12 protein-coding genes and 1 pseudogene are annotated in these 16102 nt (G+C 33.4%); 11 read left to right on the top strand and 2 right to left on the bottom strand.

All coding sequences use genetic code 11. The features are described 5' to 3' along the window. Window positions 1–13 precede the first annotated feature (13 nt). Window positions 14–1021 (bottom strand): YeiH family protein, encoded by a 1008-nt coding sequence (locus TX86_RS07870; RefSeq protein WP_081707602.1) that lies wholly within the window; start codon window positions 1019–1021, stop codon window positions 14–16. A gap of 245 nt (window positions 1022–1266) precedes the next feature. Here TX86_RS07870 and TX86_RS07875 point away from each other — a divergent pair, with 245 nt between their 5' ends. The 7 genes and pseudogenes from TX86_RS07875 (at window position 1267) to TX86_RS07900 (ending at window position 6007) form a co-directional block, all read left to right on the top strand. After that, window positions 1267–1812: a sigma-70 family RNA polymerase sigma factor gene (locus TX86_RS07875; RefSeq protein WP_042347784.1), complete on the top strand. Its 546-nt coding sequence runs from the start codon at window positions 1267–1269 to the stop codon at window positions 1810–1812. Beyond that, window positions 1805–2170, top strand: a complete 366-nt coding sequence (locus TX86_RS07880) for a PadR family transcriptional regulator (protein WP_042347786.1) — start codon at window positions 1805–1807, stop codon at window positions 2168–2170. The genes TX86_RS07875 and TX86_RS07880 overlap by 8 nt, the downstream gene beginning before the upstream one ends. Before the next feature lie 31 nt (window positions 2171–2201). Continuing rightward, the gene (locus tag TX86_RS07885; protein WP_042347788.1) at window positions 2202–3497 is read left to right on the top strand and encodes an FtsW/RodA/SpoVE family cell cycle protein; all 1296 of its coding nucleotides are present in this window, start codon (window positions 2202–2204) and stop codon (window positions 3495–3497) included. Window positions 3498–3625: 128 nt separating this feature from the next. Further along, window positions 3626–4837: a DUF819 family protein gene (locus TX86_RS07890; RefSeq protein ID WP_042347790.1), complete on the top strand. Its 1212-nt coding sequence runs from the start codon at window positions 3626–3628 to the stop codon at window positions 4835–4837. Between the two features lie 303 nt (window positions 4838–5140). Further along, window positions 5141–5482: a rhodanese-like domain-containing protein gene (locus TX86_RS07895; protein ID WP_042347792.1), complete on the top strand. Its 342-nt coding sequence runs from the start codon at window positions 5141–5143 to the stop codon at window positions 5480–5482. 14 nt (window positions 5483–5496) lie between these two features. Continuing rightward, a pseudogene (locus TX86_RS27785) lies at window positions 5497–5623 on the top strand (methyl-accepting chemotaxis protein); the annotation flags it as partial. Between the two features lie 90 nt (window positions 5624–5713). Then, the gene (locus tag TX86_RS07900) at window positions 5714–6007 is read left to right on the top strand and encodes a methyl-accepting chemotaxis protein (protein ID WP_154663080.1); all 294 of its coding nucleotides are present in this window, start codon (window positions 5714–5716) and stop codon (window positions 6005–6007) included. Between the two features lie 144 nt (window positions 6008–6151). On the opposite strand, the gene TX86_RS07905 is transcribed toward TX86_RS07900, so the two are convergent. Then, window positions 6152–7834, bottom strand: coding sequence for a GGDEF domain-containing protein (locus tag TX86_RS07905; protein WP_042347797.1), 1683 nt, complete (start codon window positions 7832–7834; stop codon window positions 6152–6154). 458 nt (window positions 7835–8292) lie between these two features. On the opposite strand from TX86_RS07905, the gene TX86_RS07910 reads away from it, so the two are divergent. Genes TX86_RS07910 through TX86_RS07925 form a run of 4 tightly spaced genes read left to right on the top strand, consistent with a single transcriptional unit; the run spans window position 8293 to window position 16044 of the window. Beyond that, a complete protein-coding gene (locus tag TX86_RS07910) occupies window positions 8293–9354 on the top strand; it encodes a Wadjet anti-phage system protein JetD domain-containing protein (RefSeq protein WP_042347799.1) in 1062 nt (353 codons plus the stop codon). Continuing rightward, window positions 9351–10853: a hypothetical protein gene (locus TX86_RS07915; protein WP_042347802.1), complete on the top strand. Its 1503-nt coding sequence runs from the start codon at window positions 9351–9353 to the stop codon at window positions 10851–10853. The genes TX86_RS07910 and TX86_RS07915 overlap by 4 nt, the downstream gene beginning before the upstream one ends. Next, entirely contained in the window at window positions 10854–11600 is a 747-nt protein-coding gene (locus tag TX86_RS07920) for a DUF6063 family protein (protein WP_042347804.1), read from the top strand. Next, window positions 11578–16044: a coiled-coil domain-containing protein gene (locus tag TX86_RS07925; protein ID WP_042347806.1), complete on the top strand. Its 4467-nt coding sequence runs from the start codon at window positions 11578–11580 to the stop codon at window positions 16042–16044. The genes TX86_RS07920 and TX86_RS07925 overlap by 23 nt, the downstream gene beginning before the upstream one ends. Window positions 16045–16102: the final 58 nt, after the last annotated feature.

The raw sequence follows: 16102 nt of genomic DNA on the forward strand, positions 1-16102 counted from the left end.
AGCTTTTTTTGTATTAGAAAAAGAATAAAAGCATCAATACGCCTATTCCGCATACTAGAACTGTACCAAGAACACCTTGAATAGCTGGTTTTATACCAGATGCTTTAAAATCAGCTATATTAATCCCGAGTCCTAAGCCAGCCATAGCCATTGCTAATAAGTATGAACTAATTGGTATGAAAGCATCTGTAAAGGATTGAGGGAAAATATTAATTGTATTCACAACACTCATTGCTAAAAATCCAAAAATAAACCAAGGAATTGGTAAATCCTTCAAAGAGCGTTTCTTCGTTGAATCTGTTTTTGGACCAAAAAGCGATCCAATTATTAAAGCTACAGGAATTAGAAGAGCAACACGACCTAATTTCACGACAATTCCTATCGTATCTGATTCAGTTCCACCTGGAATCGTCGATGCGACGACATGAGCAATTTCATGTAATGTAGCACCGACAAGAACACCATAATTATATGGATGTAACTCTAGAATCGGGAATAAAAAAATATAAAACAAGGAAGCAATTGTTCCTAGTATCGCTACCCATGCAACAGCAATTGCCGTTTCTTGTTGTCTACTTTTAATTACGGACGCAATTGCAACGACAGCGGCTGCTCCACAGACTGCTGTACCTACCGAAAGTAGAATATTTAAATGTTGATCTACTTTTAATAATTTACCTATGTAATACATTCCTACAAGTGTTCCTATGATAACCACAATATCTGTTATAAGTACGGGGAAGCCAGCATCTATAATTTGCTGCAGATTTAAACGTAATCCCATTAAAATGATACCTGCTCTTAACAAATATCGACTACTGAATTTCACTCCACCGCTTATCGATAAAGGCACTTTCCATACAGCATTCCACGCCATACCTATCAGGATAGAAACAATCATCATGCCCATGATTGAGAAGAATGGTAATTTTGTAATTTGCCCAGCAAGTAAAGCGATGAGTAGAGTTAAGCCAATACCAAGTAAAAATCCTACTGCTTGATTTTGTGTCGATGATCTCACAAATATATCCTCCTATTTAATCTAAAAGGTGAATGCCGAACTTGTATTTGAAGTTCAAACATTTTAAGTCATACATAATTTCTTTTAATATAAAATAGTGTTTGTAAAAAAAAGTGAAGATATTCAATCTTTACATTTCTATAACAGATATATTGAAAAGACAAATTTTTTTATAAAAAATGAAAATTTTAAAACTTGCTGTAATCGGGAATCGTCTAATTACTAGAAGAACAGGAGGAGAACCATTGGAAGAGTATTTCAGCGAATTAATTGAGTACGCAAATGATGAAGACTTGCTAGATGAAATCATGACAAAATATGGTCAACGTATATTAGAACTCGCATATTCCTATGTTGGTGATCAATCATTGGCAGAAGATTTAACCCAAGAGATATTTGTGAAGTGCTATAAAGCGATTCATACGTATAATCGTCAATCAAAAATTAAAACATGGCTATGGCGCATCGCCATTAATCATTGTAAGGACTATTTACGTTCATGGTATCACCGCAAAGTGATGATTACTGAAAAAATCACAAGCTATGCTGGTGCATCAAAGTATAATGTAGAAAAAACAATAGAAGTTCATGAGGATGGGAAAAAATTAGCACAAGCCGTTTTACAGCTTCCTGTAAAATATCGTGAGGTTGTGTATTTACATTATTATGAGGACTTATCTTTCAAGGAAATATCCTCTATCATCAATATAAATGAAAATACAATAAAAACACGAATGAGAAGAGCAAAACAACTTTTACGTCAAGAGTTGGAGGGAATCGAAATTGAATAAAGGATTACAAAACTTAAAGCAAGCATTAAAAAAGTCTGCCTTTAAAGATTTAAATTTCACTGAAAAACATAAAGCTGATATTCATAGAGAACTTCGAAAAGAAAGTGTTGTAGAATCTATTTTACAACTTCTAAGTCAGGAACGTACCGGAATGGATTTATTAAGTGTTTTAAGAGCAAGAGGAGTTACTAAATTTGAAAACCATGAAGGGTTCCTTTATACAACACTTCATAAGCTAGAACAACAACAATACATTAGAAGTCGTTGGGATGAACAGGAGCAAAAATATTATCAAATTGAAGAAAAAGGGAGAAAATTATTGCACAAAATAGAAGAAAAAAACCATCATCAGCAATAATAGTGAAAGCACTAGTAGGAGAGACAAAATCATGAATCGAGAAATATTTCTAGATTGTGTTACGAAAGCCATTCGTGAGAAAGATACAAAGGAAAGTGTAGCTAAAGAGTTGAATCATCATATCGAAGAAGTAATGAAGGGTTATGTCGAACAAGGGTTTACTGTAGAAGATGCAGAGCAAAAGGCCATTGAACAAATGGGAAGTGCCGAAAAATTAAGCAAGAAGTTTAATAAATTGTATAAACGGAAGATTGAGTGGAGTGTTTTAACTCTGTTTATTTGTACGATAGGAATTGGCATTATCCCGATGCTACTTTTCAAAAATTTCGAATTCCCTTTTAGTTGGCCTTCAAAAATACTAGGCATCGTAATTGGAATTGGTTTAGTTATATGTTTATTTATTCCGAATTATCGTAAATGGGAAAGGTACAGCTTATTGTTCTTTGGATTAGGCACTTTCATACTCATGTTTGCCACTTTGAACGATCCATTAGTGGTTACTGTAAATGGTCAACCTAGATTACATTTTGGACCATTTATGACAGATACTTCAATCGTTCTCATTCTTTATCTAATTCCATGGGCATCATTTTTATTGGATAAAAAGATAAAAGGTTGGATGTTAAGTATTTTTATTATTTTTACTTCTGTATTAATTTTCTATATTGGACTCAGCTATTCAAATCTAGCTATGTATGTATTTATGTTAGTAATAATGTATGGTGTAAGTCGAAAAGATAATCTAATGAAAGTATCTCTAGTTATCGTATCCTGGATTGTTGTTGGAGGAAGCTTATTTGTAATGAATGTCCCAAGTTATCAAATAAATAGACTTTTATTGTTTCTCGATCCTCAAGCAAACCCAAATGGAATGGGATATGTTAGTTCACTAGCGAAAAAAATGATTGATAAAACGACATGGTTTCCACAACCTATTACGAAAAAAGACTTTCCAATTCAAGAATTTCAGACTGATATGGTATTTACAACGATTACATATTCTTTAGGATGGGGGATTTCGCTACTATTATTAGCCATTTTAGCTTTCTTTTTAATTCGGTTAATACTATTAACAAAACGTATTATAGATCCATTCGGAAAAATGCTTATCGTTGGTGCAATTTCTCTTTTTTTATTCCAAATCTTGTATAACATAGGTATGTCATTTGGGCTTTTACCTTTTGCAGGTGTTTCACTACCTTTCATTAGTTATGGCTCTACACCATTAATCTTTAATTCTATTTTAATTGGGATTATATTAAGCGTTTATTCGAGAAAAGATAGTGCAATCTTGCCACAAATGAATAGTAATGAGAAACGGGCTTAAACAAGCTCGTTTTTTTCTTATTATAAAATAAATGTATCTATATAATTAACTGAATATTTTTATAATCAATTTTCTACAGTATTTTATGTACTATTATATAGAGAAATTATTTTACAAAGGAGAAGATAATGAGCAACACATTGATTAAACCAGATGATATATGGATACTATGGGCTTTTCTCGCTGGTTGGGCCGCAGTAAGTATTTGTTTGGAGCAAAAGTATAAATGGGCATCAAAGATGTCAGGAGCAGTCATCGCACTAGTAGGTGCAATGCTACTATCAAACTTAAAGATTATTCCTACTGAATCAGTCGTTTATGACACTGTTTGGGGTTATGTTATTCCTTTAGCCATTCCTCTTTTATTATTCCAAGCAAATATATTAAAAATATGGAAAGAGAGTGGTAAGCTCCTAATCATGTTCTTCTTAAGTGCAGTAGGGACGGTAGCAGGGTCAATTATCGGATTCTTTCTTCTAAAAGATGTGATTCCAGGTCTTGATAAGGTAGGAGCTATGATGACAGGTTCCTATATTGGTGGTGGTGTGAACTTCGCAGCACTATCTACAAAGTTTGAAGCACCAGGAGATCTTGTTTCTTCTGCAGTTGTAGCCGATAATATGATTATGGCATTATACATTTTTGTATTAATGTTATTACCTTCACTGCATTTCTTTAGAAAACGTTTCAGTACACCTCATATTGAAGAAGTTGAGAGAAATAGTGTAACAGGGGAAAATAATGCTGCTTCCTATTGGAAAAGCAAAGAAATCTCTTTAAAAGATATTGCTCTTGCAGTAAGTTCCGCCTTTATTCTCGTTGCTGTTTCTTTTAAATTAGCAGAGGTTTTTGGAAATTTAATCCCTACAGGAGAAAATTTCATTTTCACGTTATTACGCGGAATTTTAGGCGATAAATACTTATTACTTACTACCATTACGTTAATAGCTGTAACTGTTTTCTCTAACTTTTTTGAAAAAATTAGAGGGGCTCAAGAAATTGGTACATATTTAATTTACTTATTCTTTGTTGTTATTGGAATCCCAGCATCTATTTCTATGATTATAAAACAAGCTCCGTTATTACTTGTATTCGTACTAATCATGGTTGTCGTAAACATGCTTGTTTCGTTAGGGTTAGGAAAAGTATTTAAATTCAGTCTAGAAGAAATTATAGTGGCAAGTAACGCCAATATTGGTGGTCCAACAACTGCTGCAGCTATGGCTATTTCAAAAGGATGGACAAAACTAATTGCACCAATTATGCTAGTGGGAACACTTGGATACATCGTAGGTAATTATATAGGATCCGCGATTGGATATTGGTTTAGTACTTTTTAAGTATGAATGAAGCACCGAATTAATTTGATTCGGTGCTTTTGTATTGTCTACTAAATAAAGTCTACAAATTCAGTTAACATAATAAAATTATGAGTCAAAAAATTATAATCTTTCTTTTTTAAGTTACAAACTATACAGCGAAGACAAAATGAATTTCAATATTGTGGTAAACTACTGATTGAGACTTTTAGATGAAAATATTATCTTGAAGGTATTTTCAACATTATATAAGCTACAATATTTGCAAAAATATTAATTTAAAAGATAAAATAAACAAAAATTATAAAGAGGTGTCTTTTTCAAATGCAAATTATATCTCCGAAAGAATTACAAAGTAAAATCAAAGAAAATGAAGTCATTATTCTAGATGTTCGAGCAAAAGAGAAATACGAACAAAACCATATCAGTGATTCTAACGTACATAGTATCAATATCCCTAAGACGTCTATTTTTGAATTAGATAATCATAATGTTGAAACATTAGCAGCACTTCCAAAAAACAAAGAAATAATCGTTACTTGTACGACAGGAAATTCAGCAAGAAAATGTGCAAGCATTCTAGCTGATAAAGCATATCAAGTTACCTTATTAGAAGGCGGGATTACAGCGTGGAATGAATATAAAGAAGCGAACGATAATAAATGAAAATTTAATCCTAATCTGAACAGACAAATCTTTTAGCTTTAAATGCGGCAATAGAAGTCGTTCGAGCAGGTGATTCAGGAAGAGGTTTTGCTGTTGTAGCCGAAGAAGTATGTAAGCTATCAGAAGAATCATCAGCATCGACTTCTGCAATCTTTAAAATGGTTAGTTCCATTAAATCAGGTATACAGGATATGCGTTGGAGTCAATATTGCTCAGAAGCAACAGCAATCGATGCAGAGAATAACAGAGGCCTTTCATTTGATTGATCAAGAAGTACAAAACATTATGAAGGAGTTATTAATAGTTGCAGATGGTATGACTAGTTCTAAACATCTGGGTGAAAATGTTTTAGCAAAAGTAGAAAATATAAGCGCTATAGTTGAAGAAACGGCTGCAGGAAGTGAGGAAATCTCATCATCAACAGCTGAACAATTAGTAGCCATCGAGCGCGTAGTCAAGAAAGTTTCTGATTTACGTCAGCGTACGAATGAATTGTATGTTAAAATATCAAGATTTAAATTGTAATTAGAAAAATAGATACAAATTTTAAAGGGATTTCTTTTACAAGGATGGGGTCGGGGGTTAGAATCCATGTCAAAATATTAAAAATTAAAAGCCAGAAACCTTGTTATTTTCAGGGTTTCTGGCTTTTTATTGATTACTCTATTCTTATTTTCTACCCTTACGCATGCTCATTTTTTGAGTATACATATTAGTATCTGCCTCATTAAATATCGTGTACACACTAACCTCTTTAGATGTCTTAATTATTTCTATTGTGTAGCCCCAAGCGTAATCAATAGGAATGAAATTTGATTTATTTTGATTTGCTACCTTTTCTTCTATTTGATTTAGTATCTGCTGAATTTCAGCTTCACTTTTATTCGTTAAAATAATTGCAAACTCATCTCCACCGATGCGATAGCAAGGAACTCTATGCTGACATGCGGCCCGTAAGCAATCAGCTAAACCTACTATTAATTTATCACCTTCTTTGTGACCGTATGTATCATTTGCTTTTTTTAAATAGTTAAGATCGATAACAATACATCCGATACTTTGGTAGTTTTGTATGTTTTCCTCTAAATGAGTCATTTCTTTTTCAAAGGCAGCACGATTCGATAGCTTAGTCATTGTATCTGTGTATGCAAGTTCTTTATAAATCTCGGCTTCAGTTCTCTTGTTAAGTAGAGCAATACTTTTTTTGATAGTATTAATGGCTAATAATAAAATAAAAATGCCCACGCCGTATTGAAAGAAAAGAGAGTTATCAGTGCTAATTTTTACATAAAAATTAGTGATGGCCATTACGGCTAGTATGAATAAACTCAGTAAGCCCCATATAATTTCTCGCATATCTTTATTTTTATATGTAAGAGCTTCTTTAAAGCAGATGTAAAAAATAAGGATGAGCGTTATAATTAGTAGGATATGTGTCATCACAACTGATTGTATTAAATCCAATACATTACATATGTACAAACCAATATTTATTAAAAAGCTAGCAATGAATAATAAACATAAATAGTCTAGCAGTTTCTTTCCATGCTTCGTATTTTCCTTTAAATACAATAGAAAAGGTATTGGTAATAACATAAAAGAAAAAAATGATAGAAAATAGATAACAATTATATTTCCAGTAAAGAGCTGTAATATGTTTGCATCTGTTATCATCCATATAGCGGACAATAGTGAAAAGATTCCTACATATAAAAAGCTTTTACGATTGAAATCAACATGTCGATTCTTTAAAATCCATGAGTAAACGATAAATAGTACCCCTAATTGAAATGTAAAGAAAAAAGAGAATAGGAGATGGTAATTTTTCTTCAACATGAAGAATATAGCAGCACTTTTTCTCCCGATTTTAATGTCAGAGATCAATTCTTTAGATTGATTATAGGGCTTATCTAATTGCAGTGTTACTAGTTGACCTGCTGATTCCTTTGGGATTTCAATGAAGTTCCATATCGTTCCAAACTGTTTTCCGAATGATGCCTTATTGTTCAACCCATGTCCATAGACCAATGTATCATCAATATATGCTTCGAGCGATTGATGGTTTGTTTTTACACAAAGAACTTCATCTTGCGTAAGGTGTGTAGGAAGTTGTTTATGGATAATAAGTTTTTCTTTATTTGGCACTTTTACAGAAGTAGGAGTAGTCGGAATAAAGACCCTATTTCCTTGATTTGTATAATACCAATTTGTATTGAAATTGCTTAATTCATCTGTATCAATTGATATGTCATCTACTTCAAATGTACAGCTTGCATAGACAATAACTAGAAGAGCAATTATGATTGTTCCTACAAATAACTTTGGTATAGTGAATTTTCCAATATTTCGCATAGTTTTTTTCCTTCATGTGAAAAGATAGTATGAACTGCATTTCCTAATAGTAATTTGTGAGTAGAACTATGTAAAATCTATCAATCAGATAATTATGTTAAAGTTCATTAATAATAAGTTTAAATTTATATATTGTTATTTTAGAATATTATATCAAATATAAAAATTTAAGTCATTCTCTTTAAAGAATGACATTTCGTTATGCTTTTCTATAAGAATTAAAACAGAGAAGTTTCTTCAAAGTGCTATGGTAGAGTAATGAGATAATCCTTCAAGCGAACTCTAATGAATAAAGTTATTAGTTTTATAAGATCTACTATGAAACACCAAATAAAAATGATCAAAAACTTCCTTCGTTAAGTTCATACAAGCATTGATTTCAGTGAAAAAACATATTCATATGAAGTTGCTTTTGTTATAATCCTTTAAGTATGAAGAAGTAAAAGTAGGTGAGTACCATGGATATAATTGAAACTCGGGTGCGAGGCTTTATTGAAGATATTCAGCATCCGAATCAAAAGAAGAAGGTAAATATTAATGATTTAGAATATCAATTGGAGCAACAAATCGAAGCTTATTTTGATATGGATGGTTATACATTGTTTTATTACGCCATTGAGAAGTTGGAAAACGAAGGTCAGTTAACTCCTATTAGAAATATGCAACAAAACGGAAAATCACCAAGTCTTCCATTATATTATTGGGTAAATATAAAAAAAGCGACTACGCAATGGAATCGCTTAGATATGTTACGACTTAGTAATTTATTCGACTTCTCCTATTATGAGCATAACCCAGAATGGCAAACACAAGAAGAGTGGAAACGTATTGAAAAGCTTTATACCTTTCTACAATCAAAAGAAGAAAGAATAATCGTTTCAATAGAAGAAAGAAGTGTGGAGCTCTTTGGGCATGAGAAGTTCTTAACAGATGAAAACTTATTCCCTGAAGGTAAGGGCTTTTTAAATCGTATTAATGTACCAATGGAAGAATTAAAATGTATAGAGCTTGCAGAACCATTTGTTTTTTGGCTAAAGCCAGGAAAAGAGCTAAAAGATATTAAGCGTATCTTAATTGTTGAAAAGCTTTCTGTATTCCATACATGTGTGGACTTACTTGTATCAGAGCAATTAGATTATGAGCCAGAGCTTATCATTTTTGGCGATGGTGAAAAAATTGAAAATAGCTTTTCATTTTTCTTTCGAATGTTCCCTGAGCAAGAGTATTTATTCTACTATGTTGGTGACATTGATCCGGAAGGCTATAGTATTCTAAATAGATTAATAGAAAAGCATAGTGATTGCTGTATTCAGCCAGCGTTGAAAATTTATCGCAAGATGTTGGAGAATGTAGAAAAAGCAAATAAACAAATAAAACAAGTAAAAAATATTGAACATCGAAATCATTTTTTCAGTTGGTTCACAGAAGATGAGCAAGCAATCCTGCTGCAACTATGGAATGAAGATTTACGTATACCACTAGAAGTGCTAACACTTGAAACATGGAGGAGAGAGATGTGAACGAGTCATGGGAAGGATTTGCCCAGCGAATGAAACGCTTAAATCCATTGTTCGAGCTTGGAAAAGGTATGGAAATTGGTGAATTAAAGCCTTATATCCAAACCATTCTAATGCAAGTATTGCTTTCAATTTTTTATCGAGAGTTAAATGATGATGATAGTAGAAGAAAAACAGATATCATGTATATGGTAGAAGAAACAATCAAACAAATGAAATTAACTTGTGATGAAAAGCAACTAGAGCGCATAACAAGCGGTTTACTATATCAAGGAAAAGAAGAATATAGCAAACCCTTTGAAGCTTTATACTTTAATGAACTAAGACAAGAATGGGAAACACAAGTATTTCGTTATGTAACGATGGACGAGCTATACACGAATCTTGAAATGGGTGGAGCCATTGTTTATAAATTAACAGATGTTGCACAGGAAATGATTTTTATGAGTCGAGAAATGGCAGAGGAATTTTCGATATCAATTGAACAGTTATATAGTATTCAATTGATTAAAAATGGGAATTTCCGAAAAGCAACACGTAATTTAGATCATCTTATTTCACGTGTAAATCGGTTAATGACAAAGGAATACAGTTTCCAAAAGGAAATGATGAACAATCCAAAGATTCTTGTATTTGAACAAGAGCGGCAACGAGAAGATAACCGTGGTGAAATTGAACAGCAATTTGAGGAAGAAAAGAATCACTTTCGGACAATATCATCCATGCTTGATAAAGCAAAACGTAATGAGGAAAATAGTATGGTTCAAAAGGAACTGTTATTTCTTCATGAAAAAATCGAGCATACAAGACAGCTTCATGACAGATTTGCTAAATTAGTTATTCAAAATATATCCTTTGAAATGAAGTTAAAGGTAGAAAATCCATCACTATTCTGGGAAAACAGCCTTGTTTCATTCCGTGAGCAAATCTATGATCAATGGTTGATGAAGGAAGGAGTTCAAGATTTCTCCGTTGTTGAACGTATTCTTGCTCCACTTTTCTCACCGAAGAATGACTTCATTCTCCCTCTAGAATGGATATGGGGAGAGCAGGAATTAGTGGAAAAGCAAGATATCGATGAAGTGAATGAAGAGGAAGAAACAGAAGATTTAATAGAAAGAAAAATCACAGACTGGTCTTCTGTCGTACATGCATGGAGCTATGTATTTGATCATTTGCAGCGTTATGGCGAGTTTTCACTGGCAGATCTTGCGAAACTACCAAGCGAAGTACAAGACGAATGGTTTGAGGAAAGTGAAACATTAGATTTATGGATGATGTTTGATAAAAAACCGCTTCATGTCCAAGTAGCGAACCGTAAAGAAGAAACAATCACTGATGAACGAGAACGATTACTGCTTAAACTAATGAATGAATACCCACAATTCTTATCATTTGAAGGTAGTAAAATCTATACAGAATTTGATCATCGTGCAGAGCCATTTATTTGGTATCGAACAAAAATTACACCATTTAAAATATGTGTCCAGGAGGAAAAATAGATGAACGCAGAAATCATCAAAAAAGCTTCTGCTGTTTACTTTGCTTTATTAAAAGATAAAGTAATTGACGAAAACAGTGAGCATTTTCAAATCTATTACGAACCTGATGTTAGACAGACCGTATTAATGCTTGCGGATGAATCAGGTACATATATTATTGAATCACCAAAACGCATTCATCTTGTTGTACAGCCAACTGGCTCTGTGTTTGCTACCAATTTCACACACATGAAAGAAAAGCATAGACAAGTAGAAAGCAAGAAACATTTTCATTTAATTAGTATTATCATAATGGCTTTTTTAGCAATTATCGACCGAAATCAAGCTGCCAAGATTCGAACAAAACGAGATGGGGTTACATTCTATGCGCTCGAACGCCAAGTCAACGAACTTATTGTGAACTGGTCTACTATTTTAAAGGAACAGCCAACATTTGGTGAACAACATATGCTGGATATGGACGCAATTGTTACAACATGGATGCATATGGAAGTTGAAGTTGATGAAACGGGCTTTAGAAAAGGAAATAGACGAACACGAATTGGTTTAATTACGAACGCAATGCGTTTGTTAGAGGTAGAGGGCTTGATTGTCATATTAGATCGTGAGGACATTCCGAAAGCATTACCTAAACAAGAGCTTTTTGAACGAATTGAATATTTATATCATGACTATGATCGTTATGAGAGCTTGAAAGAATTAATGACAACAAAGGAGAATGAGCATGCCGAAGATTCATCGCATTAGAATTGTTGGACTAAAATATGACGGTATGCAAAAGCAATACCAAGATACAACTTTCGATTTTCATAATGAAATCACTTCTACAAATGGATTAATTGCCATGATGAACGGAGGCGGGAAAGGTGTTTTTTTACAGACTATCTTTCAGGTGCTAAAGCCTGGAACGTCTTGGGGAAAACAAAACAACCGTTATTATCAACAATTCTTTTTTAATAAGAAAGAACAGTTTATACCATATACATTCCACGTACTAATCGAGTGGGAGCTTGATGGAGCTGATCATCGCCATCTTGTAACAGGTGGTATGTTTTCTGCTGAACAACGTTTTTCGATGAATGATGAAGGTCAAAGTGAAAGTGCCACTACTGAAAGTGAAGCAAAGATAACTCCGAACATTACATTCTATGCAAGGGAATTTGAACGTAAAGAAGATGTTGCTCTTGAGCATATCCCTCTATATGAAGATGGTGAAGTTGCAGATTCAGAGGAACTAAAAGACTATTTTAAATGGAATGGGTATGATGTGTACCGAGATATTAAAAAGCATTATCGTATACTCGATACATATGGAATCAATCGAAAAGATTGGGACATTATGAAAGACATTAATAAAGATGAAGGTGGAGTTGGTAAATACTTTGAAGGTGCAGAGGATGACCATTCACTATTTCAAAAACGAATCATTCCAACTGTTAGCCAAGTTTTGCATCGAGCAGAGCATCAAAAAAATGATCTAGTTGATATTTTCAAAAGTCAAGCAAGTATCGCAAAGGATTTACCAATTCTTTTAAAGAGAGAGCAAGCTCATAAAGAATTTTTAGAGGATATTGTACCATTTGAACATCAAATAGCGGTAAGTGTTGAGCACGAAGAAATCGTTCAAAGCAGTACGAAAGAAGGTCAGCAACTTCTTGGAGCTCTTGACCATATTATTGAATTAGAAAAAGAATCTCTCGTTGCCTTAGAACAGGAAATTGAGAAACTACAGAAACGAAGCACTGAATTACGCTTCGAAAAAGATAATTTAGAATATGCTAAGGCTTATCGTGATATTCAGAAATGGGAGAAGCAACTAGCTTTAGAAAAAGAAAAACATCAAAGTATTCAAGAAAAAGTAACAGAAAAAAATGAGAAGAAAGAACAATTGGCTTTTGCACTCTTGAAAAAAGAATGGGCTGAAATTGAGCAAACTATCGCTTCACTTTCTCAACAAATGGACAAGCTTGAACAAAATAGTGGATTAGAGCAAGTTAATCAACGCATGGAAGAAATAAAAAGCGAAGCAAAAAAACAATGGGATGAAGCATATGAGGCAATAAAAAGCGAAAACAAACAATATCGCAGCTATCAGCTTTATATAGATAAAAAAGCGAAAGAACTTGCAATACAAGATAAGCAAAAAACAAAAGAAATCGCTCAGCTTGACTCCGAGATTGATAGCTTATACAGTCAAATTCATACCTTTGAAAATAAGGAAGCGAAACTAGTAAAACAGTTCGGTGACCGCTTAACATATGATTTAAAAGGCTTAATGGAAAGCATTAAAGAAAAGAGTGAGAAATATCTTCAAGAAATAGATTCCTTAAAAAAAGACGAGAAAACATCCAGAGAGCAACAATATACACTATCACTTAAATTAGGTGAACTACGTCAAGCACTACAACATATGAATGAAAAGTGCCAACAGTTAACGGAAACATATAATAAGCAACAGGAAAAAGAAGAAACTTTACTTGCGAAGCTTCGTGGTTTATTAGATGATGCTGTTGGTCCGTTTACACAGTCGTTATTATCAAAATATGCTACAGGTGTAGAAGAATTGCTGAAGCAAAATCGTGAGCAAAGTGAGCATCTTAAGCAAGAATTATGGGAAATGCAACTGGATCAATCTTTAAATGATGAAAGCTATTGGATTGCGAACCAAGATATTAAAGAATTAAAAGAAAGTATTGATGAAAAAACCGGAATTGACGTGTTCTACGGCTCACAATTTCTTCAATCATTAACTGATGAGGAGCGCCTTCAGTATTTAGATATGTACCCCCTTCTTCCTTTTAGTTTAATTGTTAGTAAGCATCAGTGGGAGAAAATTAATCAACAAGTTCTTACTAGTAGAATGTTTAAGAGTCCCGTACCTATTTATATGCGTGAAGAAATGTCAGGAGGAACTGACCATTCTTTCGTTGTTGTAAATGGTAGTGAACGAGGGTTATTGACGAGTAAAACGGCATTCTTAAACTGGAAAGCTTCTAGCCTTGAGCAAATGGAAGAGAAAAAAGAAACTTTATTCGAGATAGAGAAAACAGAAGTTTCACTTCGTCGTATTTTAAAAGAAATTGATCGCCTTGCAGCAAGTGAGTTATGTTCGGAAATTAATCAAGCACTACAAAATGAAGAAGCTGCTATTTCAAAAACTAAAGCGGAACTATACACGATTGAAAAAGAAGAAGAAAAAGAAAAAGATAAGCAAGCTCAATTTAAAGAACGCATTGAACAAGCAGAAATGACGATTGAAAAAAGCTCAAAAGAAACTGAAATTCTAACTGCTTTTGAAGAAGAAAAAAGCAATCATCAAGAAAACAAGCGAGTGAAAGAAGAAAAAGAAAAGAAAAAAATTCAGTTTCTTACTCAGCAATCTGAAGTAGAAAAAGAGCATCAACATATGCTCCAACTGCAGAAAGAATGGAATCAAACTTATCTTGAATGGAAGCTATCGCTTGAACAAGATATTAAAGATATTACAAGATTTGTGGATGAAGCTGCATTTCCACCAAATGAAAAAGCCGAAATTAGTGAAGACGTACCGCAATTATCACCACATATTTTAGATGAAATAAAAGGTAGTATCACTGAACTTAATCAGCTACAAAAATCAAAAGAAGAACAAGCGCAAGAATTATTAGCGCTTCAGGCTACTGTAAAAGTTGAACAGAAGCAACAAGGTAAAATCGAAAAGAAATTACGTTCATTTAATGAAGAGTGGAAAGATGTAGCCGTTGCCGAAGAACCAATTCGAATACTAGAAGAAATGCATCAGGCTGCTCATAAAGAGGCAAAAGAAGCGGAAAAAGAAGAGCGAGCGCAAGGAACAGCTGTGACAGTTGCGGACACTTCATTAAATCATGCAAAAGTTCAATGTGAAAAGACGGAAAAGAAAGTAGCTAAGCATGAGAAACAACCAGAACCATGGGAAGATGCTGATTTAGATGTTAAAGAAACTGAAATTAAAGACCAAACGAAGCTTACGAAAGATGCTTTAAAGAAAGCAGAGAAGAAACAGAAAGAAACGGAAGCTAATATTACTGGATATGAAGGTGATAAGCTTACACTATCTGTTATTCTTAAGCAGGAAGCTTCAACTTTCACAGCAACTCATCTTGAACAAATACAAAAGCAAGGAAAAACTTGTATCTTAAATTGGTGTGATTCTCATCAAAATGTTCAAGAGGAAAAGCAAGCAAAACATTTAAAGCTAGAACAATCTTTACGTAAATTAAAGCTAACAATAGAAGCGAAAGATTGGGAATTACGTTTCAAAAATGAAGTGTTAACCTCACTTGACCACATGGACACTCGCCATTACGAGCATATTCAAACGATTGTTCAAAATATGAAACGTTTCTCTTATAGCGGGTTAGAACAATTAGATCGCGATAAAGAACGAGCTGAAAAAGCACAAGATTTCTGGGCAAGCCGTGCCAGCATGAAGGTAATGAGTATTGCAGACTCTATTCGTTCGATGATTGCTAAAATGAAAATTAAAAATGAACGTGGAGCATTTCCACTTGTTCAATTAAAAGAAGATATTTTACCGAAGAAAGCTGAAGAAGTAGAGCCATTACTTAAGCAGCATTTCGTATCTGCCATTGATAAAATTACACGTCAATATGAAACAATTGATAATAATAATAAATCACTTGAGCAAGAAATTAAGCAATTAATCGGTGATGAACAAATTCTATTTGTATCACTACGAAATCGCTATCCTGAATTATTGGTGTACAATATGCGCACAGATAATGCTTTTATGTACGGAAAGCCACAAAAAGAGCATTATTCAACGTGGCAAACTATCAACCAAGGTTCAAGAACAAAATCTGATGGTAGTGGCGGTCAAAAACTATCAGCGCGTATGGTTATGATGATGATGCTACTATCAGTTAAAAGTGAAAATGATACTAACTGGGTTCCGCTTGTTTGTGATAATCCATTCGGTCAAGCAGCATCAGCCCATGTTTTAGATCCAATCTTTGCTGTTGCTGATAAATTAAAGTTCCAACTTATCGTTGTTACACCACCAGAGCTAGTTAAAACAGAAATTAGTCAGCGCTTTGATGCATATTACAAACTTGACTTCATTCGTGAAAAAGGAAAAGAAATCGTGACAGATACTGTTGTACCTGCATATCGAATTTACCAAGGTGAAGAGGTATTAAATTCCATTTAAAGCATAATTATATTCAAAAAAATGAACCGAAATTCCTCATATCATATAAAGGGATTTC

It is taken from the genome of Bacillus massiliigorillae, from assembly GCF_000380245.2.
In the GTDB taxonomy this organism is placed as follows: Bacteria; Bacillota; Bacilli; order Bacillales; family DSM-1321; genus Bacillus_AD; species Bacillus_AD massiliigorillae.

Bases quoted from the DNA above. Each gene is read 5' to 3' on its own strand.
- TX86_RS07920 (WP_042347804.1), top strand. From the start codon at position 10,854: ATGAACGCAGAAATCATCAAAAAAGCTTCTGCTGTTTACTTTGCTTTA.
- TX86_RS07890 (WP_042347790.1), top strand. From the start codon at position 3,626: ATGAGCAACACATTGATTAAACCAGATGATATATGGATACTATGGGCT.
- TX86_RS07895 (WP_042347792.1), top strand. From the start codon at position 5,141: ATGCAAATTATATCTCCGAAAGAATTACAAAGTAAAATCAAAGAAAAT.
- TX86_RS07900 (WP_154663080.1), top strand. From the start codon at position 5,714: ATGCAGAGAATAACAGAGGCCTTTCATTTGATTGATCAAGAAGTACAA.
- TX86_RS07925 (WP_042347806.1), top strand. From the start codon at position 11,578: ATGCCGAAGATTCATCGCATTAGAATTGTTGGACTAAAATATGACGGT.
- TX86_RS07910 (WP_042347799.1), top strand. From the start codon at position 8,293: ATGGATATAATTGAAACTCGGGTGCGAGGCTTTATTGAAGATATTCAG.
- TX86_RS07885 (WP_042347788.1), top strand. From the start codon at position 2,202: ATGAATCGAGAAATATTTCTAGATTGTGTTACGAAAGCCATTCGTGAG.
- TX86_RS07905 (WP_042347797.1), bottom strand. From the start codon at position 7,834: ATGCGAAATATTGGAAAATTCACTATACCAAAGTTATTTGTAGGAACA.